The organism is Streptomyces sp. Y2F8-2 (assembly GCF_014905555.1).
GTDB classification, from domain to species: Bacteria; Actinomycetota; Actinomycetes; order Streptomycetales; family Streptomycetaceae; genus Streptomyces; species Streptomyces cynarae.
In genome coordinates this window covers 713,905-740,045 of sequence record NZ_BNGS01000001.1, presented here as the reverse complement: position 1 = coordinate 740,045, position 26,141 = coordinate 713,905, and the positions used below count along the sequence as shown (strand labels likewise).

The following is a 26,141-nucleotide window of genomic DNA, read 5'->3' as shown; positions in this document are numbered from 1 at the left end:
GCAGGTCAGGGGCAGGGCGGAGCCAGGGGGCGGTAGTGCCCCCGGCGCGCCCCGCTGTTGTGAAAGGTTGAGGGAAGCCGTGCCAGAGGGGCACACCATCCACCGTCTGGCCCGGGACTACGCGGCGCGGTTCGCCGGCGGCGCGGTCGCCGTCACCAGCCCCCAGGGCAAGTTCGCCGACGCCGCCGCCCTCCTCGACGGGGCCGAGCTGCACACGGCCGACGCCCACGGCAAGCACCTCTTCCTCGGCTTCCGCGGCGCCGACTGGGTGCACATCCACCTCGGCCTGTTCGGCAAGGTCACCTTCGGCGACGGCCCCGCGCCCCCGCCCACCGACACGGTCCGCCTGCGTCTGGCGAACCCCACCGCGTACGTCGACCTGCGCGGCCCCACCACCTGCGCGCTGGTCACCGGCGAGGAGAAGACCGCGGTCCACGGCCGCCTCGGCCCCGACCCGCTGCGCGCCGACGCCGACCCGGAGACCGCCCACCGGCGGGTCCGCCGCAGCCGGACGAGCATCGCCGCCCTGCTCATGGACCAGAAGGTCATCGCGGGGGTGGGCAACGTCTACCGCGCCGAGGTCCTCTTCCGGCACGGCATCGACCCCTACCGGCCGGGCAAGGACATCACGCCCGCCGAGTGGGACGCCATCTGGGCCGACCTCGTCGCCCTGATGCGCGAGGGCGTCCGCACCAACCGCATCGACACCGTGCGGCCCGAACACACCCCCGAGGCCATGGGCCGCCCGCCGCGCGTCGACGACCACGGCGGCGAGGTGTACGTGTACCGCAGGGCCGGCCTGCCCTGCCACCTCTGTGGCGGCGAGATCCGCACCGCCTCTCTCGCCGCCCGCAACCTGTTCTGGTGCCCCGGCTGCCAGAGGTCATAGGGCCCTTCGTGGAGCCCGCAGAGCCTTTCGCCCCCCGGGGCCTAGAACCCGTGCGGCAGCCACGGCGCCACCACCGAGCCGAACGCCAGGGACGCCTCCGCCAGCGCCCCCTGCCGCAGCTCCCGTACCCGCCCGGCCGCGGCCAGCGACGTGAGCGACACCCCGCCCAGATACGCGGACCCCAACTCCCGCACCGACAGGGTGAGATCGGCCGCGTCCGCCGTGCGCGCACACGAGGCGCCCTTCGCGTCGCCCGTCAGCCGCCAGCGCCCCTCGTTCCAGGGGCAGAAGGCGTCCTCGACCTCGAACACCACGTCCACGGGCGCCTGGTACGTCCGTGCCTCCAGGGCCGCGCCGACATCGACGAGACGCAGATGGAGGGCATCCCTCAGCCGTGGCCGGCACCGCCGGATGTCGGACACCAGGTGCTGCCAGGCGTCGTCGACCGGCCGCGCGCGCACGACCAGCGTCGTCGTCAGGTCCACGCCGAACAGGAAGCGCCACAGCGCCGCATCCGTCGCCGGGTCCAGCGCGGCCAGGTCCACCAGGGTCACCGTCCCGTCGTGCCCGGCGACCCCCCAGCCGAGCTTGGTGCGGAAGCGGGCGTACCCCGTGATCTCGCCCCCGCGCTCGGCGACCACGCACTGCAGCGCGGACGCCCCGTCCCGCTCGCTCGCCGGGTCCAGCAGCCCCGCCCGCTCCCAGCCGGGCCGCCGCTCCAGCATGCCGGGACGGCCGGGCACCAGCCGTGCGTACACCGCCTCGCAGGCGTCGAGCACGTCGGCGGGGGCCGCGTACCGCAGTCGTACGTCATCCGTGCCGGCCGGAACGGACAGCTCGACGCGGCTCGTGTCGATCTCCGCGCCCAGCTGGAACGTCGCCGCGCCGTACCCGAACCGGCCGTAGATCGCGGGCTCTGAGGCGGTCAGCACCGCCAGCGGCTCCCCCCAGGAGCGGACGTCGTCCAGCTGCCGGCGCATCATCGAGGTCAGCACCCCGCGGCGGCGGTGCGTGGCCGCCACACTCACCATGGTGACGCCCGCCGCGGGGACGGAGGCGCCGCCGGGGACGGTGAGACGGAAGCTGAACGCGCCCGCAGTGCCCACACATGTGGTTCCGTCCCACACGCCCAGGGATCGATCGAATTCGGTGAGTTCGCGATCCAATGCGCGTTCTTCGGGTGCTTGGTCCGCGCCGCCGAAGGCCCGGACCAGGTTGTCGTACCACGTGTCCCACTCGTCCTGCCGCAGCACCCGCACGTCCGTCGTCATGTGCCATGCCTATCAGGGCAATGCGGGGCGAGCGAGGGAATTTCCCCCGCGTTACGGGGCGCCGCTTCCTGTGAAGTTCAGCGCTCGGACGGGGGACAAGTGGGACCTCCCGTGCCAAGGGGCTGGTCCGATGGATAGGGTCCCGAACAATGGCAACAGGACGAGAGCGGCGCGCGGAAGCCGAGACGTTCACGGCCCGGTTGAGGAAGCAGTGGCACCGGGCCCGCACCGGCATGCGCCGATCCGCCGTGGACTACTTCCGCGGGGACGGCTCGGACTGGGTCGCGCTGGCCGGCCTGCTGCTGACGATCCCGCTGATCGCGGCGGTCACCCTGGCCGACCCCGTCTGGTGCTCACCGGCCGTCCTGGTCCTCCCCATCGTCGCCGGCGGCCTGCTGCTGCGCCCCTCCAGCCTGCTCGGCCTGTACGCCGCGGCCGCGACCGCGCTGATCGTCGAGTCCGTCAGACTCGGCCCCTACACCGAGGGGCCGTCCCGGGTCACTCCGGGCACCGTGCTCGTGGTCGCGGCCTGCGGCCTCTTCGGCCTGCTGATCGCGCAGTTCCGCAGCCGGGTCGGGGTGCCGTGGCGGCGCGGCGGGACCATGCTCTTCGACCTGCGGGAACGCATCCGGGTCCAGAGCAAGCTCCCGAAGCTGCCGCTGGGCTGGCACCGCGAGATGGCGCTCAGACCGGCAGGCGGGCAGTCCTTCTCCGGCGACTTCGTGGTGGCGGCCCGCACCAACGGGGGCCGCACACTGGAGGTCGTCCTCACCGACGTCTCCGGCAAGGGCATGGACGCCGGTTCGCGCGCACTGCTGCTGTCCGGGGCGTTCGGCGGACTGCTGGGATCGCTCCCACCGCACGCGTTCCTGCCCGCGGCGAACGGCTACCTCCTCCGCCAGGACTGGGACGAGGGGTTCGCCACCTCCATCCACCTGGTCCTGGACCTGGAGTCCGGCGACTACGAGCTCTACTCCGCCGGACACCCGCCGGGTCTGCAGCTCAGCGCGGGCACCGGCCGCTGGGAGGAGAAGGCGGCCGAGGGACCGCTCCTCGGCGTCTACGACGGCGCCCAGTTCGACTCCGTGAAGGGGACGCTGCGGCCCGGCGACGTGCTGATGCTGTTCACGGACGGCCTGGTGGAGACGTCCGACCGCGACATCGTGGAAGGCATGGACCGCCTCATGGGCGAGGCCGACCGCTATGTCACGGGCGGCTTCCGCGGCGCGGCCTGGCACCTCATCGAGGCGGTCGCGAAGGATGTGAACGACGACCGGGCGCTGCTCCTGATCTGCCGGGAGACGGCGACGGCGCAGGCGGTGCGCTGAGGGGGGCGCGTCCGGGGGCGCGCCCGCGGTGGCCGGCGGGGTGTACTCCCTGCTCGGCCATGCCCTATGTTGCGGAAGCAGAATCAGGGGGAGGCTGTCATGTCGCTCATGACACCGGCCGAGGTCGAGGCCGTCGCCCGCGCCGCGCACTCCGCGCAGAAGGACAAGGCCGGACGGCCCTACGCCGAGCACCTCGCGGCCGTCGCCGAGGGTGTGCGCGCCCGCGGCGGGGGAGACGAACTCGTCGCCGCCGCCTGGCTGCACGACTCCGTGGAGGACGGTGTCCTCAGCGAGGAGTGGCTCGACACCGCCCCCTTGTCCCCCACGACGAAGGCCGTCGTACGGGCCGTCACCAAGCGGCCCGGCGAGGACCCGCAGGCGTACGCGCGGCGCATCCTCGCCACCCCCGGGGCCCGTCTGGTGAAGGCCGCCGACCTCGCCCACAACGCGGATCCGCAGCGGCTCGCCGCCCTCGACGCCCCCACCGCGGAGCGGCTCACCCGCAAGTACGCCACCATGCGGCGCCACCTCGGCCTCACCGCCGGTGATTGACGGTCCGCCGGCAACGACGAGTACACAGGACGAATTCCATGGCACGGGACTACGACAGCCAGCTGCCGGAGTCGGTGGCGGTACGCCGCTGTGGGCGATCGGTCCTGCCCCGCTTCGAGGGCCCGGGCGTCCCGTACGCGTTCGTGCTGGGCGCGGAGGAGGTGCGGGCCATGCCGGGCGACAGGGCCCGCCGCACACCCCTGCGGGAGCCCCCGGTCCCCCTGGGCCCGAGGACGGGACCGGCGCTGTACTACCCGTGGCCGGGGACCCGGGGGACCTGTCGCGGTCGCAGGACTTCGAGCGGCTCATTCGGCACCTGAAGGGAGCCCCGACCGGACAGGGTCCGGCGCGGCGCCCAGGAGGAGCAGCAGGCGCTGAGCGCCGGCGAGCAGCCCGGCAGCGCCGGCACCACCGGCCCGGACCACCACGGGCGCGCCCAACTCCCGCGCGCCCTCGCGGCGGATGGTGAGATGTCGGTGTGGAATCACCTGCGCACACGATGTGCGGGCATGGAAACGATCAGCGCCGATTGGCCCTACGCGTACCGTGCGATTTCCTTGCGCCGCAGCCGGGTTGACCATGGCTGACCGCTCCTCTCTGTGACGAGTTGCCGCCAAGGTGGTCGACGATGCCTCAGCGGCCGCATAGGGCGGGCCGGTTGGTGGCACGATGGTTCTGGCGGGGTGTGCAGGGGACGGCGCCCCGGGCCGGGAGAGCGGACCGACCGAGGGTGTGATCAGTTGTGGCGATTTCGCTGTCAGTGGTGCTGCTGTTGGCGATCATCCTGGTGGTGATGATCAGAGGGGGCTCGATCAAGGCCGGACCGGCGATCGTGGCGATGCTCTTCGGCTTCTTCCTGGCCTCCACCGGCATGGCTCCGTCCATAAACCGCTTCCTGAACTCGATAGCGGACACGATCAACTCGATCCGCTTCTGAGCTGAGGGGACGGGACCACGCCCGGCACCGGTCGGCTCGCCCTCTGCGGAGTCGGCTGGTCCGGTCCGGGCGACTTCGGCGACGGCCGCACCGGCAGTGCGCCACCGATCGCCGACCGGCCCGCGCCCTGGGCCCGGCGCGCCCGGACACGCCGTTCCACGCCGAGAAGACCATGGTCACGGCCGGCGGCTGCCCGGCGTCGCAGTACCTCGCCCACATGGGCACGCAGGGGGTACGGACGGCTGCCTCCTGCTCTTTGCACCTTGTCGGCGCCTTCTCTGTTCAGCCACCGATGGCCGATGGGTACGCTCCTCGGCAGTCCCTGGTGATCGGCGCCGGGGCGCGGGAGGGGAGGGGGGACGATGGTCTACCTGGTGCTGACTGCGCCAGCGGTCGGGTTCGTCCTGGCGGCCTTGACGATCGTGCTGGTACGCCGTGAACGGGGCCGCGCGGTTGCGGGTCCGCAAGCGCAGCGGATCGAAGCGGCGGCTACGAGACATGCGGTCGGCGTGCGCGGCCGGGCACGCGCCTACACGCGCTTCGCTCGGCGGTTCTAGCGGCGTCGGTGAAAAAGATCGCAAGCCGAAGCGGCGCACGGGGGACACGCCGGACTCGGCAGACCCGGAAACGATCAGGGCCAGGTCGGAGGGTCACTTCTCCGACCTGGCCCTGAGCCGTCAGAGCGGGCGACGGGAATCGAACCCGCGTAGCTAGTTTGGAAGACTAGGGCTCTACCATTGAGCTACGCCCGCAACACGATGCGCCGCGGGTCACCGACCGCGGCACAGAAGGCATCGTAGCGGGTCGCCCGCCTCGTAGGCCAACGCGTCGGGGCTCGCACACGCCCGCGAACAAACCGGCCGACTCAGCCGGTCCGGGCATGTACCCTACGTGTCGCACCAGACGGGGTGTGGCGCAGCTTGGTAGCGCGTCCGCTTTGGGAGCGGAAGGCCGTGGGTTCAAATCCCGCCACCCCGACCACCGGCCCGGCACGGCCCGGCGCCGATCCGGGTGATCGCCTTTGGGGGCGCTCAGTGCCTGCGGTTACTATGCAAGCTGCGCGCCCGTGTGTCTGCACTGCCATGTCTCTCAGGCAGGGGCCCGCGAATCCGCCGAAGGCATGCCCGCCCCTCCGGGTGGCGCAGGCTCGGCAGAACCCCAAGAAGTCAGCCACAAGGAGACCGAACCGTGAAGAGCGCCGTGGAGACCCTGAACCCGACCCGGGTTCGGCTCACTGTCGAGGTGCCCTTCGAGGAGCTCAAGGACAGCCTCGACGCGGCGTACAAGAAGATCAACCAGCAGGTCACGGTGAAGGGCTTCCGCAAGGGCAAGATCCCCGCCCGGGTCATCGACCAGCGGTTCGGCCGTGGCGCCGTGCTGGAGGAGGCCGTCAACGACGCGCTGCCCAAGCTCTACACCGAGGCGGTCAACGAGGCCGAGCTGAACCCGCTGGGCCAGCCCGAGGTCGACATCACGGAGCTGAAGGACAACGAGCTGCTGTCCTTCACCGCCGAGGTCGACGTCCGCCCGACCATCGAGATCCCGGACTACTCGGGCATCGAGGTCGAGGTCGACGCCGTCGAGGTCACCGACGAGGACGTCGAGAAGTCGGTCCAGCAGCTGCGCGACCGCTTCGCGTCCACCTCCCCGGTCGAGCGCGCCGCCGAGGACGGCGACGTGGTCACGATCGACCTGGAGGCCAAGGTCGACGGTGAGGTCCTCGAGGACGGCGTCGCCAAGGACGTCTCGTACACGATCGGCTCCGGTGAGCTGCTGGACGGTATCGACGACGCCGTGAAGGGCCTGTCGGCAGGCGAGGAGGCCACCTTCACCTCCGAGCTGAAGGGCGGCTCGGCCGCCGGCAGGGAGGCCGAGGTGACGGTCAAGGTCACCCAGGTCGCCGCCCGGGAACTGCCGGAGCTCGACGACGAGTTCGCGCAGCTCGCGTCCGAGTTCGACACGCTGGAGGAGCTGAAGGCGGACAGCCGCAAGCGCCTCGAGAACATGAAGCAGTACGACCAGGCCACGCAGGCCCAGGAGCGCGTCCTGGACAAGCTCCTCGAGCTGGTCGAGGTCCCGGTCCCCGAGAAGCTCCTCGAGGACGAGATCAACACCCGTAAGCACAACCTCGAGCACCACCAGCTCGGCCAGATGGGTCTGACCCTCGACCGGTACCTGGAGATCCAGGGCAAGACCGCCGAGGAGTTCGAGACCGAGACGCGCGAGGCCGCGATCAAGGGCATCAAGACCCAGTTCGTCCTGGACGAGCTGGTCAACAAGGAGAAGCTCAACGTCAACCAGGAGGAGCTCACCGAGCACCTCATGCGGCGCGCGGCCTCCTCCGGCATGTCCCCCGACCAGTTCGCCCAGGCGGTCGTCGAGGGCGGCCAGGTCCCGATGCTGGTCGGCGAGGTCGCCCGCGGCAAGGCCCTGGCGCTGGTCGTCGAGGCCGCGACGGTCAAGGACACCAACGGCGAGATCGTCGACCTGGACGACGAGGAGGAGTCGGAGGAGGAGTCCGCCGAGGCCTCCACGGACGCCTCCGCCGAGGCCACCGAGGAGAAGCCGGAGGCGTAACCTCCCTCGCTACGGCAGCACGGGCCCCGGGGCGCACAGCGCGCTTCGGGGCCCGTCGCCGTATGCGCATGGCCGGCAATCGCCTGGCGACCGCCGGTAACCGGTCGGCCCCCGGCGGGGGGCGCCCAAAGGGGCGCGGGAACTGCGCGAGCGACCCACCACAAGCCCACACCGACGCGACGACGGCACCCTGCACGGCGACAATGGACCCGGAGCCCCGCGACGGCACCCCCGGCGCGGACCCCCGCACAACCGGGCCCCGGCACCACCCTCCGCCCACCCCGCGGAGCGCATGCGCTCACAGCGAACAGCCCCTTATGCGGGATTCCCCGAAGGGACCCGCGCGTTAGGGTCCATGAATACGAGGGCAGGGGAGTCCCCGAAGCCGCCCCGCAGGGGGTCGGACGGGGTCCCACGCCCCAGCAGGACACGTGAGACGGCCCCGTGCCGTCGTAAGACGAGCAGGTGGATACGTGACGAATCTGATGCCCTCCGCCGCCGGCGAGCCTTCCATCGGTGGCGGCCTCGGCGACCAGGTCTACAACCGGCTGCTCAACGAGCGGATCATCTTCCTCGGCCAGCCGGTGGACGACGACATCGCCAACAAGATCACCGCACAGCTGCTGCTCCTTGCCTCCGACCCGGACAAGGACATTTACCTGTACATCAACAGCCCGGGCGGCTCGATCACGGCCGGCATGGCGATCTACGACACCATGCAGTACATCAAGAACGACGTGGTGACGATCGCCATGGGCATGGCGGCCTCCATGGGGCAGTTCCTGCTCAGCGCGGGCACCCCGGGCAAGCGCTTCGCCCTGCCCAACGCCGAGATCCTGATCCACCAGCCCTCGGCCGGCCTCGCCGGCTCCGCGTCGGACATCAAGATCCACGCCGAGCGGCTTCTGCACACCAAGAAGCGCATGGCCGAGCTGACCGCCTTCCACACCGGCCAGTCGGTCGAGCAGATCACCCGGGACTCGGACCGCGACCGTTGGTTCGACGCCCAGGAGGCCAAGGAGTACGGCCTGATCGACGAGGTCATCACCACCGCTGTCGGCATGCCGGGCGGCGGAGGCACCGGGGCGGGCTCGTAAGGGCTCACGGGGTCCGCTCGAGGCCCCACGGCCGCCCAGGCGGACCGTGAGCCTGCGACGAGGCCCCGAAGGCCTGCGCGGCCGGGCAGCCGGTCCCGTCGGCCTTTCGGACCGGTCGAGCACGAGCCGGCCGGCCCGCCCGGGCACGTGAGGGCTCCCCGGCCCCGGCACCGCCGCAGGGCCCTCCAGAGGCCCGGCAGGCGCCCATGGGCCCGGAGCCGGTCCCAGGCCCGGCGGCAGCCGCAGCGGCCGTACAGGACCCACAAGGACCCGAACAGCCCCCAGCGCCCCTCAAGCCCCCAGCCACCGCCCCAGCCCCCTTCAGGAGACACCGTGAACGACTTCCCCGGCAGCGGCATCTACGACCGTATGCGCGCCGAGTACACCGGCCCCGCGGCCGAGTCCCGCTACGTCATCCCGCGCTTCGTCGAGCGCACCTCGCAGGGCATCCGCGAGTACGACCCGTACGCGAAGCTCTTCGAGGAGCGCGTGATCTTCCTCGGCGTCCAGATCGACGACGCCTCCGCCAACGACGTCATGGCGCAGCTGCTGTGCCTGGAGTCGATGGACCCCGACCGGGACATCTCGGTCTACATCAACAGCCCCGGCGGTTCCTTCACCGCGCTCACGGCCATCTACGACACGATGCAGTTCGTGAAGCCGGACATCCAGACGGTCTGCATGGGGCAGGCCGCCTCCGCCGCCGCCGTGCTGCTGGCCGCGGGCACCCCGGGCAAGCGCATGGCGCTGCCGAACGCCCGTGTGCTGATCCACCAGCCCTACAGCGAGACCGGCCGCGGCCAGGTCTCCGACCTGGAGATCGCCGCCAACGAGATTCTCCGGATGCGGACCCAGCTGGAGGAGATGCTGGCCAAGCACTCCACCCAGCCGATCGAGAAGATCCGCGAGGACATCGAGCGCGACAAGATCCTCACGGCCGAGGACGCGTTGCAGTACGGCCTGATCGACCAGATCATCTCTACCCGGAAGATGAACAACACCGCGGTTCGCTGACACGGATCCACGCGATTCGTCACCGGACCTGTATCGTCTGCCGCCCCTTGGCACGGTTTGCCCCGGCTCACGTCGAGCGAACCACGCCAAGGGGGGCCCGAACGGGGGGCCCGGCAAGGTACCGTCGACATAAGGCAGCACCAGGAGCCGCTGGATGTAAGGCGTCTCCCAGGCGAAGGGGAAGCACACCGTGGCACGCATCGGTGACGGCGGCGATCTGCTCAAGTGCTCGTTCTGCGGCAAGAGCCAGAAGCAGGTCAAGAAGCTCATCGCAGGCCCCGGTGTGTACATCTGCGACGAGTGCATCGATCTCTGCAACGAGATCATCGAGGAGGAGCTCGCCGAGACGAGCGAGGTGCGCTGGGAGGAGCTTCCCAAGCCCCGCGAGATCTACGAGTTCCTCGAGGGGTACGTGGTCGGCCAGGAGGCGGCCAAGAAGGCCCTGTCCGTCGCGGTGTACAACCACTACAAGCGGGTCCAGGCCGGTGAGAACGGCGGCGCCCAAGGCCGCGACGACGCCATCGAGTTGGCCAAGTCGAACATCCTGCTGCTGGGCCCCACGGGCTCCGGCAAGACGCTGCTCGCCCAGACCCTGGCCCGCATGCTGAACGTCCCGTTCGCGATCGCCGACGCGACCGCGCTGACGGAGGCGGGGTATGTCGGCGAGGACGTCGAGAACATCCTGCTGAAGCTCATCCAGGCGGCCGACTACGACGTCAAGAAGGCCGAGACGGGCATCATCTACATCGACGAGATCGACAAGGTGGCCCGCAAGAGCGAGAACCCGTCGATCACCCGGGACGTGAGCGGCGAGGGCGTCCAGCAGGCCCTGCTGAAGATCCTTGAGGGCACGACGGCCTCGGTCCCGCCGCAGGGCGGCCGCAAGCACCCGCACCAGGAGTTCATCCAGATCGACACGACGAACGTGCTGTTCATCGTGGGCGGCGCGTTCGCGGGCCTGGAGAAGATCATCGAGTCCCGGGCGGGGGCGAAGGGCATCGGCTTCGGCGCCACCATCCGCTCGAAACGCGAACTGGAGGCCAAGGACCAGTTCGAGGACGTCATGCCCGAGGACCTGGTGAAGTTCGGGATGATCCCCGAGTTCATCGGCCGTCTCCCGGTCATCACCTCGGTCCACAACCTCGACCGCAAGGCCCTGCTGCAGATCCTCGTCGAACCGCGGAACGCGCTGGTGAAGCAGTACCAACGGCTCTTCGAACTCGACGGCGTGGAGCTGGACTTCGAGCGCGAGGCCCTCGAAGCGATCGCCGACCAGGCGATCCTGCGCCAGACGGGCGCCCGGGGTCTGCGCGCCATCATGGAGGAGGTCCTCCAGGCGGTGATGTACGAGGTCCCGTCCCGCAAGGACGTGGCCCGCGTCGTGATCACGGCCGACGTGGTGCTCCGCAACGTCAACCCGACCCTGATCCCGCGGGACGCTCGCGGGCGCGGCCCGGGCGAGCAGAAGACGGCTTAGCCGCAACCCCCGTGCACACGGCGAAGGGGCCCGGTCGACGGGCCCCTTCACTGTTGTGGCGTACGGCGGTGTCAGGCCTTGACGCGCACGTCGTCGCGGAGCTTGCGGGTGATGTCGGCCGCGGTGTCCTTCGACACGTCGGCCGCGTTGTTGCCGGGGGAGACCATGGCCATCGTGCTGTAGTCGGCCCAGGCGCAGAACCAGTCGGTCTGCTGCTGCTTGGTGAGCTGGTTGGTCCCCTTGGCCGCCTGGCACTTCATGACCGCGCCGTCGATGCCGACCGACTCGGGCTCGCCGACCAGTTCGCTCTTGCCCGCGGCACCGCCGGCGGACGAGTTCTTCTGGAAGTTCTTCTTGATCTGGGAGAAGTACGCGTCCAGGGCCGCCTTCGGATCGGCGATCTTGCCGTAGGCCCCGATGAGGGTGACGCCCTTGGCCGTGAGCAGCTTGGACTTGTCGGGCAGGGTCGAAGGATCGCTCGGGTCGTACTTGCTGAGGTCGGCCGTCGAGTACGCGCCGTAGACGGCGGTGCCGTTCTTGATGCCGCTCTTCTCCAGGTCCTTGACGGTGCTGGAGCTGGTGTCGCTGGTGTCGCTCTCCTTGGTCGCCCGGTTGTACTCGCCGAGCACCTTCTGCGGCGTCGTCAGCTTGTGCGGACCGTCGTCCGCGAGACCGGAGGACCCGCCACCGGCGAGGACGAAGTACGCCCCCACCGCGATCGCCGCCGCCACCGCCACCGCGCCGATGATCAGCCCCGTCTTCTTCTTGCCGCCCCCTGGGACCGGCGGCTGCGGGACGCCGTAGGGCTGCTGCTGGCCGTAGGGCGGCTGGCCGTACGGAGGCTGCTGGCCGTAGGGCGGCTGCGGCTGCTGCTGGGCGTACGGGTTCTGCTGGGGCGGGGCGGCCTGCGGGGGCTGCTGGGGGTAGCCGTAGCCGGGCGCCTGCGGGGTCTGCTGGGGGTAGCCGTAGCCGGGCTGGGGCTGGGGGGCCTGCGGCGGCCGACCGTAGGGGCCCGGCTGACCGTACGGCCCCGGCTGCCCCTGCCCCTGCCCCGGCTGACCGTACGGTCCGGGCTGCTGGGGCTGCCCGCCGTACGGGCCCGGCTGGTTGTAGCTCATGTTCTGGGTTCCCCTCCAGACGCTTATGTGGCCCTGACATCCTGGCGCAGGCCGGGGAACGCCGGGTCGCCAGGGGGCTGGCCGTTACGAAAGAATCGTGTTTCGGGACGGGGCCGTGACACCTCTAAACTGACCCCCGTGACCGAGAACGCTCAGCAGCAGCCATCAGCGCCCCACACCGAACTGCCGACCCAGTACGCGCCGGCCGATGTAGAGGGGCCGCTGTACGAGCGCTGGGTAGAGCGCGGTTACTTCGAGGCCGACGAGAAGAGCGACAAGCCTCCGTACACCATCGTCATCCCGCCGCCGAACGTCACCGGCTCCCTCCACCTGGGGCACGCCTTCGAGCACACCCTCATCGACGCCCTGACCCGCCGCAAGCGCATGCAGGGCCACGAGACGCTGTGGCAGCCCGGCATGGACCACGCCGGTATCGCCACGCAGAACGTGGTCGAGCGCGAGCTCGCGAAGGAGGGCAAGTCCCGGCACGACCTGGGGCGGGAAGCCTTCGTCGAGCGCGTCTGGCAGTGGAAGGCCGAGTCCGGCGGGCAGATCTCCGGGCAGATGCGGCGCCTCGGCGACGGCGTCGCCTGGTCCCGCGAGCGGTTCACCATGGACGAGGGCCTCTCCCAGGCCGTCCAGACCATCTTCAAGCGCCTCTACGACGACGAGCTGATCTACCGCGCCGAGCGCATCATCAACTGGTGTCCGCGTTGCCTGACCGCCATCTCGGACATCGAGGTGGAGTACCAGGACGACGACGGCGAACTCGTCTCGATGAAGTACGGCGACGGGGACGACACCATCGTCGTCGCCACCACACGCGCCGAGACGATGCTCGGTGACACGGCCGTCGCCGTCCACCCCGACGACGAGCGCTACAAGCACCTGGTCGGCAAGCTGGTCAAGCTGCCGCTCACCGACCGCTCCATCCCGGTCGTCGCGGACGAGCACGTCGACCCCGCGTTCGGCACCGGCGCCGTCAAGGTCACCCCGGCCCACGACCCGAACGACTTCGAGATCGGCCAGCGCCACGGCCTGCCCGCCATCACCGTGATGGACGAGCACGCCGTCATCACCGCGCACGGCCCCTTCCAGGGCCTGGACCGCTTCGAGGCCCGCTCGGCGATCGTCGCCGCCCTGCGCGCCGATGGCCGGATCGTCGCCGAGAAGCGGCCGTACGTCCACTCCGTCGGCCACTGCTCGCGCTGCAAGACCACCATCGAGCCGCGCCTGTCCATGCAGTGGTGGGTCAAGGTCGGGCCGCTCGCCAAGGCCGCCGGTGACGCGGTCCGCGAGGGCAAGGTCAAGATCCATCCGCAGGAGATGGAGAAGCGGTACTTCGACTGGGTCGACAACCTCCACGACTGGTGCATCTCACGCCAGTTGTGGTGGGGCCACCGCATCCCGGTCTGGTACGGGCCGGACGGCGAGGTCGTCTGCGTCGGCCCGGACGAGGAGCCGCCGAGCGGCGAGGGCTGGCGTCAGGACACCGACGTCCTCGACACCTGGTTCTCCTCCGGCCTGTGGCCCTTCTCCACGCTGGGCTGGCCCGAGCAGACCGAGAGCCTGAAGAAGTTCTATCCGAACTCCGTCCTGGTCACCGGCTACGACATCCTGTTCTTCTGGGTCGCCCGGATGATGATGTTCGGCCTGTACGCGATGGACGGCACCCCGCCGTTCCACACCATCGCCCTGCACGGCATGGTCCGCGACCAGTTCGGCAAGAAGATGTCGAAGTCCTTCGGCAACGCGGTCAACCCGCTGGACTGGATGGACAAGTACGGCTCGGACGCGCTCCGGTTCACCCTGGCCCGTGGCGCCAACCCCGGTGTCGACGTCCCGATCGGCGAGGACTGGGTCCAGGGGTCGCGCAACTTCGCCAACAAGATCTGGAACGCGACCCGCTTCGCGCTGATGAACGGCGCCACGGTCGAGGGCCCGCTGCCCTCGCCCGAGAAGATGTCGGCCACCGACCGCTGGATCCTGTCCCGGCTGAACTCGGTCGTCGCCGAAGTCGACGCCTTCTACGACGACTTCCAGTTCGCCAAGCTGTCCGACGCCCTCTTCCACTTCGCGTGGGACGAGGTCTTCGACTGGTACGTCGAGCTGTCGAAGACCACCTTCCAGGCGGGCGGCGAGGCGGCCGAGGTCAGCAAGCGGGTCCTCGGTGAGGTCCTGGACGTCACGCTGAAGCTGCTGCACCCGATCGTGCCGTTCGTCACCGAGACGCTGTGGACCACCCTCACGGGCGGTGAGTCGGTCGTCATCGCGGACTGGCCGACCGACAGCGGCTTCCGCGACCAGGCGGCCGAGCAGGAGATCTCCACGCTCCAGTCGGTCATCACCGAGGTCCGCCGTTTCCGCGCCGACCAGGGCCTCCAGCCGGGCCAGCGGGTTCCGGCCCGCCTGACGCTCGACGGCACGGCCCTCGCCCCGCACGAGGCCGCCATCCGCCAGCTGCTCCGGCTCCAGCCCGAGGGCGACTCCTTCACCGCCACGGCCACCCTGCCGGTGGCGGGCGCCGAGGTGGCCCTCGACCTCTCCGGCACGATCGATGTCGCCGCGGAGCGCAAGCGCCTCGCGAAGGACCTCGCCGCCGCGGAGAAGGAGAAGGCCCAGGCCACGGCCAAGCTTGGCAACGAGGCGTTCCTGGCGAAGGCCCCGGAGAACGTGGTGGGCAAGATCCGCACACGTCTGGCCAAGGCGGACGAGGACATCACCCGCATCACCGCCCAGCTGGAGAAGCTGCCGCAGGCGTAGCCGGTTGTACGCAGGTGAAGGCCCCGGTGCCGATGAGGCGCCGGGGCCTTCAGCGTGCCCCGTCAGGGGCGCGGGGAACTGCGCGACCAACCCATGGCGGCCCGCAGTCGCCCGACAGGGCAAGCCACCCCATACCGGCGCCGCGCCGCAGGCACCCGCTCCGTAGACTGGGCCTCGTGAGCGAAGCGCCTGGCACCAGCGACACCCCCGACCCCCTCGACAGCTTCGAAGAGATCATCGAGGCGGAGACCACCCGCGATCCCGACCTCGCGGTGATCGAGGCCGGCAGCCGTACCCTGCGCACCCAGGGCGGCCCGGCGCAGGCCGACGTGCCCACGCGGCCCGAGGGCCCCGAGGTCGACAAGGCGCTGCGCGAGGTCGAGGCCGAGCTGGCGACCCGCTGGGGCGAGACCAAGCTGGAGCCGTCCGTCAGCCGTATCTCCGCGCTGATGGACGTACTGGGGGAGCCGCAGCGCTCGTACCCCTCCATCCACATCACCGGCACCAACGGCAAGACCTCCACCGCACGCATGATCGAGGCCCTCCTCGGCTCCTTCGAGCTGCGCACCGGCCGGTACACGAGCCCGCACGTCCAGTCGATCACCGAGCGCATCAGCCTGGACGGCGCCCCGATCACCGCCGAGCGGTTCGTCGAGACGTACCAGGACATCAAGCCGTACATCGAGATGGTCGACGCCTCGCAGGAGTACCGGCTGTCCTTCTTCGAGGTGCTCACCGGCATGGCGTACGCCGCCTTCGCGGACGCGCCCGTGGACGTCGCGGTCGTCGAGGTCGGCATGGGCGGCAGCTGGGACGCCACCAACGTGATCGACGGGGACGTCGCCGTCGTCACCCCCATCGACCTGGACCACACCGACCGGCTCGGCTCCACGCCCGGCGAGATCGCGGGTGAGAAGGCCGGGATCATCAAGTCCGACTCCACCGTCATCCTCGCCCAGCAGCCGGTCGACGCGGCCCAGGTGCTGCTGAAGAAGGCCGTGGAGGTGGACGCGACCGTGGCCCGCGAGGGGCTGGAGTTCGGGGTCGTGTCGCGGCAGGTCGCGGTCGGCGGGCAGCTCCTCACGCTGCGCGGCCTCGGCGGCGAGTACGACGAGGTGTACCTGCCGCTGCACGGCGCCTACCAGGCCCACAACGCCGCCGTGGCGCTCGCCGCGGTGGAGGCGTTCTTCGGCGTCGGCTCCCAGCGCCCCGAGCCGCTGGACATCGACACGGTCCGCAAGGCCTTCGCGTCGGTGTCGTCCCCGGGCCGGCTGGAGGTCGTACGGCGTTCCCCGACGATCGTCCTGGACGCCGCCCACAACCCGGCGGGCGCCCGGGCCACCGCGGAGGCGGTGAGCGAGGCGTTCGACTTCAGCCGGCTGATCGGGGTGGTGGGGGCGAGCGGCGACAAGAACGTACGGGGGCTGCTCGAGGCCTTCGAACCGATCTTCGCGGAGGTCGTGGTCACCCAGAACTCCAGCCACCGCGCGATGGACGCGGACGAGCTGGCCGCGATCGCCGTGGAGGTCTTCGGCGAGGAGCGCGTCCAGGTCGAGCCGAGACTGCCGGACGCGCTGGAGGCCGCGATCACGCTGGCCGAGGAGGAGGGGGAGTACGCGGGCGCCGGCGTGCTCGTCACCGGTTCCGTCATCACCGTCGGCGAGGCCCGACTGCTGCTGGGGAAGGGCTGAGCTGTCGTGCGTACGCTGTGTGCTTCGACGCTGATCGGCGAGTTCTTCGTCATCGGTTTCGCCGCGCTGGTCGCCATGAAGGACCCGGGCCTGTCCACGGGCACGGTCTGGACGGTCAGCGGGATCGCGATGCTGCTCAGCATCCTGCTCTGCGGCATGATCACCCGGCCCGGCGGGGTCCAGCTGGGCTGGGCTCTGCAGATCGCGCTGATCGCCTCCGGGGTCTTCGTACCGACGATGTTCTTCATGGGGGCGGTCTTCGCCGCGCTGTGGTGGGCGTCGGTCCACTACGGGCGGAAGATCGACGAGGCCAAGGCGAGATTCGCGGCCGAGGGCAGCCGGTAGCCCGCCGGCGGTCCCCCTTCGCGAAGAGCCCGGGGGAGTTCGAGCACGAGGCCGTTCAGGCCGGAAGCGGTGGTCCGGGGCGCGGCCCCCAGCCGGCCGCCGCACCAGAGGGCACCTGACGCTGCGTAACGTCCACCCAGACCCGCCCTGTAACCTCTACGCACCGAAAACCTTGGTAAAGGAGCCCTCTCGTGACCTCGCGCACCCTCGTCCTCCTCAAGCCCGACGCCGTTCGTCGCGGGCTGATCGGCGAGATCATCGGCCGTATCGAGCGCAAGGCCGGCTGGACCATCAGCGCGCTGGACATGCGCACCCTGGACCAGGACACGCTGGAGCAGCACTACGGCGAGCACAAGGGCAAGCCGTTCTACGAGCCGCTGGTGGAGTTCATGGCCTCCGGTCCGGTCGTCGCGCTCGTCGTCGAGGGTGAGCGGGTCATCGAGGGCGTGCGCGCGCTGGCCGGCGCCACCGACCCCCTCGCCGCCACCCCGGGCTCCATCCGCGGCGATTTCGGTGTGATCGTCCGCGAGAACCTCATCCATGCATCGGACTCCGAAGAGTCGGCCGAGCGCGAACTGAAGATCTTCTTTCCCGGGCGCTTCTGAGTCCAAGAATGATGAACTTCCGAACCCGTCTTGTGGATGATTTCTGAGGGTTTGTCACGTCACCCGGATGTCGTAACGGTCCCGCCGGGATTCCCGGCCCCGGAAACCCCGCCGACCCTTGGCATATGCGGCGTGTTCGGGGGAACGGCTACCCCCGAACGCCCGTCTCCAGGAGCGAGGCGACGCGTCATCTGCTGACAATGGCGGAGACCCTCGCGCAGTGTTTCGTGCAGGCGAGACTACGATGTAAGCCTTCACGTCACAGCACCCACTTCGCCGCCCCAACGAAAGCTGTCCAACGCTCCACTTGGGAAGGCCAGACGAATCCTGATGGGGAACTCAATGTCGTTCATCGGCCGTGACATGGCTGTCGACCTCGGGACCGCCAACACGCTGGTGTACGTCAGGGGTCGCGGGATCGTACTCAACGAGCCGTCCGTCGTCGCGATCAACACCAACACCGGTGGCATCCTCGCGGTCGGCGCGGAAGCGAAGAAGATGATCGGCCGGACGCCGGGCAACATCGTGGCCGTGCGCCCGCTGAAGGACGGCGTGATCGCCGACTTCGAGATCACCGAGCGGATGCTCCGCTACTTCATCCTGAAGATCCACAAGCGGCGGTATCTGGCTCGTCCGCGGGTCGTCGTCTGTGTGCCGTCGGGCATCACGGGCGTTGAGCGCCGGGCCGTCATCGAGGCGTCCTCCCAGGCCGGCGCCCGCCAGGTGCACATCATCGAGGAGCCCATGGCCGCCGCCATCGGCTCCGGCCTGCCGGTCCACGAGGCCACGGGCAACATGGTGGTGGACATCGGCGGCGGCACCACGGAGGTCGCGGTCATCTCGCTCGGCGGCATCGTCACCGCCCAGTCCATCCGCGTCGCGGGCGACGAACTGGACAACGCGATCATCCAGTACGTCAAGAAGGAGTACTCGCTCCTCCTCGGTGAGCGGACGGCCGAGCAGATCAAGATCACGATCGGTTCGGCGTACGACCTCGACACTGACGAGCACACCGAAATCCGCGGCCGGGACCTGGTCTCCGGCCTGCCCAAGACCGTGGTCATCTCCGCGGCCGAGGTCCGCAAGGCCATCGAGGAACCGGTCAACGCGATCGTGGACGCGGTCAAGACGACCCTCGACAAGTGCCCGCCGGAGCTGTCCGGCGACGTCATGGACCGCGGGATCGTCCTCACCGGCGGCGGCGCCCTGCTGCGCGGCCTCGACGAGCGGCTGCGCCGGGAGACCGGCATGCCGATCCACATCGCCGAGGACCCGCTGGACAGCGTGGCGCTCGGCTCCGGCAAGTGCGTCGAGGAGTTCGAGGCGCTCCAGCAGGTGCTGGACGCCCAGCCCCGCAGATGACGCGACGCGCCGACTCCGCCGTACGAGACCATCTGTGCTCGTGCGGCGGATCGTTGATATAGAGGCATAAGCCCCGTATCGCCATCAACCGAACCTCCCATCCCGAACCCCCCATCCCGAACCTCCCATACGACGAGGAAGGCACGGCCGCCGCACGTGAGGGACACACGAGAGAGCCGGCTGCTCCTGGTGCTGCTGATCGCCATCGCGTTCGCGCTGATCACGGTGGACATCCGCGGTGGCCAGGACTCGCCGGTCGAAGGTGCCCGCCAGGCCGCCGCCACGGTCTTCGGCCCGATCGAGAACGGGGTGTCGTCCGCCGTCGACCCCGTCGGCAACGCGATCGCGGCCGTACGCGACTCCGGCAGCCGGCACGACCGCATCGCCCAACTGAAGCGCGACAACGCGGCCTTGAAGGCGAAGCTGGGCAGCGACGACCGCAACCGCAGCCGGCTCAAGCAGCTGGACAAGATGATCCGGGTGGCGGGCGAGGGCCAGTACGGCATCAAGGGCGCGGAGGTCATCGGGATAGGAGCGGCCCAGGGCTTCTCCTGGACCGTCACCATCGACGTGGGCGCGAACGACGGCATCAAGCGCGACATGACCGTCCTCAACGGCGACGGGCTGGTCGGCCGTGTCACCACCGTCGGCCCGGACACCTCGACGGTGCTGCTGGCCAACGACCCCGACTTCACCGTCGGCACCCGAATGGAGGGCAGCGACGAACTCGGTTTCGCCTCCGGGCAGGGCGACCGCCCGCTGCGTGTGCAGCTCCTCAACGCCAAGGCGGACGTGAAGAAGGGCGACCGTCTGGTCACCTTCGGTTCCGAGGCAGACAGGCCGTTCGTGCCGGGCGTCCCGGTCGGCGTGGTCTCCCGGGTCGACCCCTCCGGCGGCGACCTGACCCGCACGATCTACGTGACCCCGTTCGTGTCCTTCACCAAGCTCGATGTCGTCGGCGTCGTCGTCCAGACGCCCAAGAAGGACCCGCGCGACACCGTCCTGCCACCGAAACCGCAGCCGACGCCCACGCCGACCGTGACCGTCACCGTCACCCCCTCGGCCTCCGCCGACGGCGGGCAGCAGACGCCCTAGGAGCCGAACCTGATGCGCCTCAACCGGATGCTGCTCGCCACCCCCCTGGTCCTCGTCGCCCTGGTGATCCAGGTGAGCGTCCTCGCCCGTCTGCACCTGCCCGGCGCCGTCCCGGACCTGGTGCTGCTGACCGTCGTCGGCCTGGCTCTCGTCTACGGCCACGTCGGCGGCTGTCTCGTCGGCTTCGGCGCGGGCCTGCTGTCCGACCTGGCCCCGCCCGCCGACCACGCCGCCGGCCGCTACGCCCTCGTGCTGTGCGCCATCGGCTACCTGGCCGGACTCGCCAAGCCGGAGAACGGCCGCCTGAAGTCCGCCAGCGGCCCCATGGTCGTGGTGGTCGCCGCCGCGATCGGCTCCACCCTGCTGTACGCGGGCGTGGGTGCCCTCGTCGGTGACACCGCCGCCCGCCATGTGGGCCTGCCGAGCCTGCTGTTCACCGCCGCGCTGTACGACCTGCTGCTCGCGCCCTTCGTGGTGCCCGGGATCATGGCCCTGGCCCGCCGCGCCGACAACGACCCGCTCGCCGAGACCAACTCCGCCAAGGCGGCCGACGTCTCCTCCGGCTGGCTGTCCTCCGGCACCGGGCTGCGCATCGGCAGCCAGCGCAGCGGCCTGAGAGTCAGAGCCGCCAAGGCCAGGGTGGCCCGGGCGGGACGCATCAAGGGGGTCAAGCGGCTGTGACGAGACCTGGGCCGCACAGGTCGACCGTGTATTCGTATGACCCGTACGTGCGCTGAGAGGGGGCGGCAGCAGTGACCAACGCCCACCCGTCGCCCACCACCACCCTCAACGGAATGGGCTGCGCCCATGACTAACATTCCTGAGACCGGGCGGACTCCACGGGTCCAGATCCGGCTCGTCGTCATCCAGATCCTCGTCTTCTCCCTTCTCGGCACTCTCGGCAGCCGCCTGTGGTACCTGCAGATCCGCGAGGGCGCCCAGTACCAGAAGGAGGCGTCCGGCAACCACGTCCAGCAGGTCGTCCAGCCCGCCGTACGCGGTGACATCCTGGACGCGCGCGGAGTCCCGCTCGCCGACAACGAGACCAAGCTCGTCGTCTCCGCGTCCCGCACCGACCTGATGAAGATGAAGGACGGCGGCAAGGCCGTCCTGACCAAGCTGTCCGGTGTGCTGGGCATGAAGCCCCAGGACGTGATGGACAAGGTCCGGCTGTGCGACGCCAAGACGCCCCAGCCCTGCTGGAACGGCTCCCCGTACCAGCCCATCCCCATCACCGACGAGGCCACGCCCCGGCAGGCCCTCCAGATCCGTGAGCGCTCCGAGGACTTCCCCGGCATCACCGCCGAGCCGGAGGCCGTGCGCCGTTACCCGAGCCCCGGCGACGCCAACACCGCGCAGGTGCTCGGCTACCTCTCGCCCGTCACGGACCAGGAGATCCAGCAGGCGAAGAACACCGACTCCCCGTATCTGCGCTCCGACATGGTGGGCCGCTCCGGGCTCGAGCGCCAGTACGACGCGGTGCTGCGCGGCAAGGCCGGCGTCACCCGCTACGAGGTCGACAACCTCGGCCGGGTCATCGGCAAGGCCAAGTCGGACGCCGCCGAACCCGGCTCCAAACTGGTCACGAGCATCGACGCCCGGGTGCAGCGGGTCGCCGAGTACGAGCTGGACCGGGCGATGAAAGTCGCCCGCACCCAGTTCGACAAGATCACCGGGGAGAAGTACAAGGCCGACTCCGGTGCCGTCGTCGTGATGGAGGCCAAGACCGGCCGCGTCATCGCCATGGCGTCCGCGCCGACGTACGACCCGAACGTGTGGGTCGGCGGGATCTCCGCCAAGGACTACAAGAAGCTCACCGGCAAGGACTCCGACTACCCGCTGCTCAACCGGGCCATCCAGGGCCAGTCCGCGCCCGGTTCCACCTTCAAGGTGGTCTCCACGGCCGCCGCGATCCAGGCCGGCTACGACTTCGACGGCCACTACCCGTGCACGAGCTCCTACTCGGTCGGCGGCCAGGTCTTCAAGAACTTCGAGGGGGAGAACTTCGGCCCGATCTCCCTCGGCCGCGCCCTGGAGGTCTCCTGCGACACCGTCTTCTACGGCCTCGCGGACAACGAGTGGAAGAAGGACGGCGGCATCAACCCCAAGAAGGGGCAGCCCAAGGACTGGTTCTTCAAGACCGCCCACCAGTTCGGCCTCGGCAAGCCCACCGGCATCGACCTGCCCAACGAGGTCTCCGGCCGCGTCCCCGACCGCGAGTGGAAGCAGAAGTACTGGGAGGCCAACAAGGACGCCTGGTGCAAGACCGGCAAGAAGGACGGAAGTTACGTCGAGAAGATCGCGTACGAGAACTGCCTCGAGGGCAACAAGATGCGCGAGGGTGACGAGATCAACTACTCGATCGGCCAGGGCGACACTCTCCTGACCCCGATCCAGGAGGCCGTCATGTACTCGGCGATCTCCAACGGCGGCACGCTGTGGGACCCGACCATCGGCAAGGCGATCGTCAGCCCCGACGGCAAGAAGGTCACCGAGATCAAGCCCAAGTCGCACGGCAGGCTGCCGATCGACGCCAAGACGCGGGACGTCATGGAGGAGGCCCTCGCGGGCGTCGTCACCCGCGGTACCGCCGCGTGGAAGTTCGGCGGCTGGCCGCAGGACAAGATCCCGCTGCACGCCAAGACCGGTACCGCCGAGGTCTACGGCAAGCAGACCACGTCGTGGCTGGCCACGTTCTCCAAGGACTACACGGTCGTGATGACGATCTCCCAGGCCGGTACCGGTTCCGGCGCCTCCGGTGAGGCCGTCCACAACATCTACAACGCGCTGTACGGCGTCCAGTCCGACGGCTCGATCGACAAGAAGAAGGCCCTGCTCTACACCCCGCAGCAGGGCCTGCCCAAGATCCAGCCCGACGGCTCGATCGTCTCCCCGAAGATCGAGAAGTACGACCCCAACGCCAACCAGGCCAGCCCGTCGCCCGGGCAGACGGCGCCCACCGACAACCCGCCGGCCACCGCGCCGTCGCCGACCGCGAGCAACCGCGACACCCGACGGCGCACGGGCCGCCCCAAGAAGAGGCGGAGGACCCTCACGTGACCGGAGCGAACAACTTCTCCGTCTCCGGGTACGGGCCCGAGCGGGCCGGCTGGACGCGGATCTTCGCCCGCGACGGCCTGGCCCGCCGCCTCGACTGGCCGATACTGCTGTCTGCCCTGGCCCTGTCCCTGATCGGCACGGCCCTCGTCTACTCGGCCACCCGCAACCGCACCGAGATCAACCAGGGCGACCCGTACTACTTCCTGATCCGGCACCTGATGAACACCGGCATCGGGATCGCCCTGATGATCGGCACGATCTGGCTCGGCCACCGCACCCTGCGCACCGCCGTGCCGATCCTGTACGGCATCTCGCTGTTCATGGTGCTGCTGGTGCTCACCCCGCTCGGCGCCACCATCAACGGCAACCGCAACTGGCTCGTCTTCGGCGGCGGCTTCTCCCTCCAGCCCTCCGAGTTCGTGAAGATCACGATCATCCTGGGCATGGCGATGCTGCTCGCGGCCCGGGTCGACGCCGGCGACAAGCCGTACCCCGATCACCGGACCGTGGCGCAGTCCCTGGGCCTGGCCGCCATCCCCATGATGATCGTCATGCTCATGCCGGACCTCGGTTCCACGATGGTCATGGCGGTCATCGTGCTGGGCGTGCTGCTCGCCTCCGGCGCCCCCAACCGCTGGATCTTCGGCCTGCTCACCGCGGGCGCCGTCGGCGCGATCGCCGTCTGGCAACTCCACATCCTGGACGAGTACCAGATCAACCGCTTCGCCGCCTTCGCCAACCCCGACCTCGACCCCTCCGGCGTCGGCTACAACACCAACCAGGCACGCATCGCCATCGGCTCCGGCGGACTGACCGGCGCGGGACTCTTCCACGGCTCCCAGACCACGGGCCAGTTCGTGCCCGAACAGCAGACCGACTTCGTCTTCACGGTCGCGGGGGAGGAGCTGGGCTTCCTCGGCGCCGGCCTGATCCTCGTCCTGCTCGGCGTCGTCCTGTGGCGGGCCTGCCGGATCGCCCGCGAGACGACGGAGCTGTACGGCACGATCGTCGCCGCCGGCATCATCGCCTGGTTCGCCTTCCAGTCCTTCGAGAACGTCGGCATGACCCTCGGCATCATGCCGGTCGCGGGCCTGCCACTGCCGTTCGTGTCCTACGGCGGCTCTTCGATGTTCGCCGTCTGGATGGCGGTGGGACTGCTGCAGTCCATCCGGGTGGAGCGGCCGATGTCGGCGTAGGCCTTCGGCGGTCGGGCCGCCGTCCGGTGCGGGCCGGTCGTCCGGTGCGGCCGTCGCGGCGGCCGTCTCCGGGGCTCCGCCCCAGACCCCCGATCGGCCTGAACGGCCTCGTCCTCGAACTCCCCCACGCTCGACTTCGCTCGGGCCGGAGGCATGACGGGCCCAGTGGCACCCCTGCCGTCCCGCACCGATTCCCACTAGATTCGCGTCATGGCGGACACCAAGCGCGAGATCGAGCGCAAGTACGAGGCCGCAGCCGACGACCAACTGCCCGACCTGACCGGCGTCGCGGGCGTCTCGGCCGTCATCGACAAGGGCGTCGCCGAACTCGACGCCACCTACTACGACACGGCCGACGAACGACTGGCCCGCGCCCGTCTGACCCTGCGCCGCCGCACCGGAGGCGCCGACGCCGGCTGGCACCTCAAGCTGCCGGTCGCCGACGGGGTCCGCGACGAGATCCGCGCCCCGCTCTCCGACACCGTCCCCGCCTCCCTGTCCGCCCTCGTCCGCTCCCGCGTCCGCGACACCCCCCTCGTCCCCCTCGTACGCCTGCGCTCCGCCCGCCACGTCCGCCACCTCGTCGACGCCGACGGCGCCCTGCTCGCCGAGGTCAGCCTCGACCACGTCCGCGCCGAGCGGCTCAGCGGCGGCACCGGCACCGCCGCCTGGACCGAGATCGAGGTCGAACTCGCGGACGACGCCGACCCCCGCTTCCTCGACAAGGTCGAGAAGAGACTCCGCAAGGCCGGAGTGCACCGCTCACCGTCCCACTCCAAGCTCGCCAGGGCACTGCAGGAGACCGGCGGGCCCACCACGACCGGTGAGCAGCCCCCACCGGCCACCGCGGGCGACCACGTCCTCGCCTACGTCCGCGCCCAACGGGACGCGATCGTCGCCCTCGACCCCGCGGTACGCCAGGACGCCTTCGACTCCGTGCACGCCCTGCGCGTGGCCACCCGCCGACTGCGCAGCACACTCCGCTCCTACGCCAAGGTCCTCGACCCCGCCGTCACCGTCCCGATCGCCGACGAGCTGAAGTGGCTGGCCGGCGAGCTGGGCGTGGACCGCGACCAAGAGGTGCTGACCGAACGCCTGACGGCCGCCGTCGCCGCACTGCCCCGCCACCTGGTCGTCGGCCCGGTCCGCGGCCGGCTGCGCACCTGGTCCCGCGCGGGGCGCGGCGGCTCCCGGCGCCGGCTGATCGCGGTCCTGGACGGCGAGCGCTACCTGCGACTGCTGGACGCACTGGACGCCCTGGTCACCGACCCGCCCCTGCTGAAGGCGGCCGCCGGGAAACCGTCCAAGGTGATCGCCAAGGCCGTACGGAAGGACGTCCGCAAGGTCGCCGACCTGATCGGCCGCGCCCTGGACCAGCCACCGGGCACCGACCGCGACCTCGCCATCCACGAGGCCCGCAAGAAGGCCAAGCGCACCCGGTACGCCGCCGAGGCCGCCGCACCCGCCCTGGGCGGCCCCGCCGAATCCCTGGCCACGGCGATGAAGTCCCTGCAGACCCTGCTCGGCGACCACCAGGACAGCGTGATGGCCCGGATCGCCCTGCGAGAGCTCTCGTCACAGGCACACACGGCGGGGGAGAACGCGTTCACCTACGGCGTCCTGTACGGCCGCGAGGAACAGCGGGCGGCAGCGGCGGAGGCGGCCCTGCCGGAACTGTGGCAGGCGGTGGAGGCGGAAGCGGACGTCTGAGCGGATGGGGCCTGCCCGGGCTCGATGCCGAGGCGGGACGGGCTGACCGGCGCC

Annotated in this window: 21 protein-coding genes, 2 tRNA genes and 1 pseudogene; 21 read left to right on the top strand and 3 right to left on the bottom strand. The window is 70.2% G+C overall.

Translation table 11 applies throughout. The features are described 5' to 3' along the window. Positions 1-79 precede the first annotated feature (79 nt). Positions 80-889 (top strand): Fpg/Nei family DNA glycosylase, encoded by an 810-nt coding sequence (locus SY2F82_RS03330; protein ID WP_200417384.1) that lies wholly within the window; start codon positions 80-82, stop codon positions 887-889. A 41-nt stretch (positions 890-930) separates the two neighbouring features. On the opposite strand, the gene SY2F82_RS03325 is transcribed toward SY2F82_RS03330, so the two are convergent. Next, a complete protein-coding gene (locus SY2F82_RS03325) occupies positions 931-2,160 on the bottom strand; it encodes a GNAT family N-acetyltransferase (protein ID WP_200417383.1) in 1,230 nt (409 codons plus the stop codon). Positions 2,161-2,309: 149 nt separating this feature from the next. Here SY2F82_RS03325 and SY2F82_RS03320 point away from each other — a divergent pair, with 149 nt between their 5' ends. The 5 genes and pseudogenes from SY2F82_RS03320 to SY2F82_RS03300 all read left to right on the top strand — a co-directional run bounded on the left by SY2F82_RS03320 (position 2,310) and on the right by SY2F82_RS03300 (position 5,534). Then, the gene (locus SY2F82_RS03320; protein WP_200417382.1) at positions 2,310-3,488 is read left to right on the top strand and encodes a PP2C family protein-serine/threonine phosphatase; all 1,179 of its coding nucleotides are present in this window, start codon (positions 2,310-2,312) and stop codon (positions 3,486-3,488) included. Between the two features lie 99 nt (positions 3,489-3,587). After that, positions 3,588-4,040: an HD domain-containing protein gene (locus SY2F82_RS03315; RefSeq protein WP_200417381.1), complete on the top strand. Its 453-nt coding sequence runs from the start codon at positions 3,588-3,590 to the stop codon at positions 4,038-4,040. Positions 4,041-4,138: 98 nt separating this feature from the next. Then, positions 4,139-4,368: pseudogene (locus SY2F82_RS03310) on the top strand (DUF6177 family protein); the annotation flags it as partial. A 414-nt stretch (positions 4,369-4,782) separates the two neighbouring features. After that, positions 4,783-4,977: a hypothetical protein gene (locus tag SY2F82_RS03305; protein ID WP_200417380.1), complete on the top strand. Its 195-nt coding sequence runs from the start codon at positions 4,783-4,785 to the stop codon at positions 4,975-4,977. A 362-nt stretch (positions 4,978-5,339) separates the two neighbouring features. Further along, entirely contained in the window at positions 5,340-5,534 is a 195-nt protein-coding gene (locus SY2F82_RS03300) for a hypothetical protein (protein WP_200417379.1), read from the top strand. A 124-nt stretch (positions 5,535-5,658) separates the two neighbouring features. Here the strand turns inward: SY2F82_RS03300 and SY2F82_RS03295 are convergent. Continuing rightward, positions 5,659-5,729: transfer RNA gene (locus SY2F82_RS03295), tRNA-Gly, on the bottom strand. Positions 5,730-5,881: 152 nt separating this feature from the next. Here SY2F82_RS03295 and SY2F82_RS03290 point away from each other — a divergent pair. The 5 genes from SY2F82_RS03290 (at position 5,882) to clpX (ending at position 11,142) form a co-directional block, all read left to right on the top strand. Next, positions 5,882-5,958: transfer RNA gene (locus tag SY2F82_RS03290), tRNA-Pro, on the top strand. A 207-nt stretch (positions 5,959-6,165) separates the two neighbouring features. Further along, positions 6,166-7,554 (top strand): trigger factor, encoded by a 1,389-nt coding sequence (gene tig / locus SY2F82_RS03285; RefSeq protein WP_200417378.1) that lies wholly within the window; start codon positions 6,166-6,168, stop codon positions 7,552-7,554. Positions 7,555-8,039: 485 nt separating this feature from the next. Then, on the top strand, positions 8,040-8,651 hold the full coding sequence (locus SY2F82_RS03280; RefSeq protein ID WP_200417786.1) for an ATP-dependent Clp protease proteolytic subunit: 612 nt from the start codon (positions 8,040-8,042) through the stop codon (positions 8,649-8,651). Between the two features lie 333 nt (positions 8,652-8,984). Further along, complete coding sequence (locus SY2F82_RS03275; protein WP_103842517.1) at positions 8,985-9,665, top strand: ATP-dependent Clp protease proteolytic subunit; 681 nt, start codon at positions 8,985-8,987, stop codon at positions 9,663-9,665. 190 nt (positions 9,666-9,855) lie between these two features. Continuing rightward, positions 9,856-11,142 carry an ATP-dependent Clp protease ATP-binding subunit ClpX gene (gene clpX, locus SY2F82_RS03270; protein WP_200417377.1) on the top strand — a complete coding sequence of 429 codons (1,287 nt, stop codon included), beginning with the start codon at positions 9,856-9,858 and terminating at the stop codon, positions 11,140-11,142. A 71-nt stretch (positions 11,143-11,213) separates the two neighbouring features. Here clpX and SY2F82_RS03265 read toward each other — a convergent pair whose 3' ends face one another. Then, positions 11,214-12,260: a hypothetical protein gene (locus tag SY2F82_RS03265; RefSeq protein WP_200417376.1), complete on the bottom strand. Its 1,047-nt coding sequence runs from the start codon at positions 12,258-12,260 to the stop codon at positions 11,214-11,216. A 138-nt stretch (positions 12,261-12,398) separates the two neighbouring features. On the opposite strand from SY2F82_RS03265, the gene SY2F82_RS03260 reads away from it, so the two are divergent. The 10 genes from SY2F82_RS03260 to SY2F82_RS03215 all read left to right on the top strand — a co-directional run bounded on the left by SY2F82_RS03260 (position 12,399) and on the right by SY2F82_RS03215 (position 26,087). Continuing rightward, positions 12,399-15,023 carry a valine--tRNA ligase gene (locus SY2F82_RS03260; RefSeq protein WP_200417375.1) on the top strand — a complete coding sequence of 875 codons (2,625 nt, stop codon included), beginning with the start codon at positions 12,399-12,401 and terminating at the stop codon, positions 15,021-15,023. A gap of 176 nt (positions 15,024-15,199) precedes the next feature. Next, on the top strand, positions 15,200-16,714 hold the full coding sequence (locus tag SY2F82_RS03255; protein ID WP_200417374.1) for a folylpolyglutamate synthase/dihydrofolate synthase family protein: 1,515 nt from the start codon (positions 15,200-15,202) through the stop codon (positions 16,712-16,714). 6 nt (positions 16,715-16,720) lie between these two features. Beyond that, entirely contained in the window at positions 16,721-17,059 is a 339-nt protein-coding gene (locus tag SY2F82_RS03250; protein WP_200417373.1) for a DUF4233 domain-containing protein, read from the top strand. Between the two features lie 191 nt (positions 17,060-17,250). Then, positions 17,251-17,664: a nucleoside-diphosphate kinase gene (gene ndk, locus SY2F82_RS03245; RefSeq protein WP_200417372.1), complete on the top strand. Its 414-nt coding sequence runs from the start codon at positions 17,251-17,253 to the stop codon at positions 17,662-17,664. A 342-nt stretch (positions 17,665-18,006) separates the two neighbouring features. Next, complete coding sequence (locus tag SY2F82_RS03240; protein ID WP_103845224.1) at positions 18,007-19,026, top strand: rod shape-determining protein; 1,020 nt, start codon at positions 18,007-18,009, stop codon at positions 19,024-19,026. Positions 19,027-19,182: 156 nt separating this feature from the next. Then, a complete protein-coding gene (gene mreC, locus SY2F82_RS03235) occupies positions 19,183-20,121 on the top strand; it encodes a rod shape-determining protein MreC (protein WP_200417371.1) in 939 nt (312 codons plus the stop codon). 12 nt (positions 20,122-20,133) lie between these two features. Continuing rightward, complete coding sequence (mreD, locus tag SY2F82_RS03230) at positions 20,134-20,802, top strand: rod shape-determining protein MreD (RefSeq protein ID WP_200417370.1); 669 nt, start codon at positions 20,134-20,136, stop codon at positions 20,800-20,802. Positions 20,803-20,928: 126 nt separating this feature from the next. Then, a complete protein-coding gene (gene mrdA, locus SY2F82_RS03225) occupies positions 20,929-23,181 on the top strand; it encodes a penicillin-binding protein 2 (protein WP_200417369.1) in 2,253 nt (750 codons plus the stop codon). After that, entirely contained in the window at positions 23,178-24,377 is a 1,200-nt protein-coding gene (gene rodA, locus SY2F82_RS03220; protein WP_200417368.1) for a rod shape-determining protein RodA, read from the top strand. Before mrdA ends, rodA begins: the two co-directional genes overlap by 4 nt. A 210-nt stretch (positions 24,378-24,587) precedes the next feature. Continuing rightward, a complete protein-coding gene (locus SY2F82_RS03215; RefSeq protein WP_200417367.1) occupies positions 24,588-26,087 on the top strand; it encodes a CYTH and CHAD domain-containing protein in 1,500 nt (499 codons plus the stop codon). The last annotated feature ends 54 nt before the right edge of the window (positions 26,088-26,141 follow it).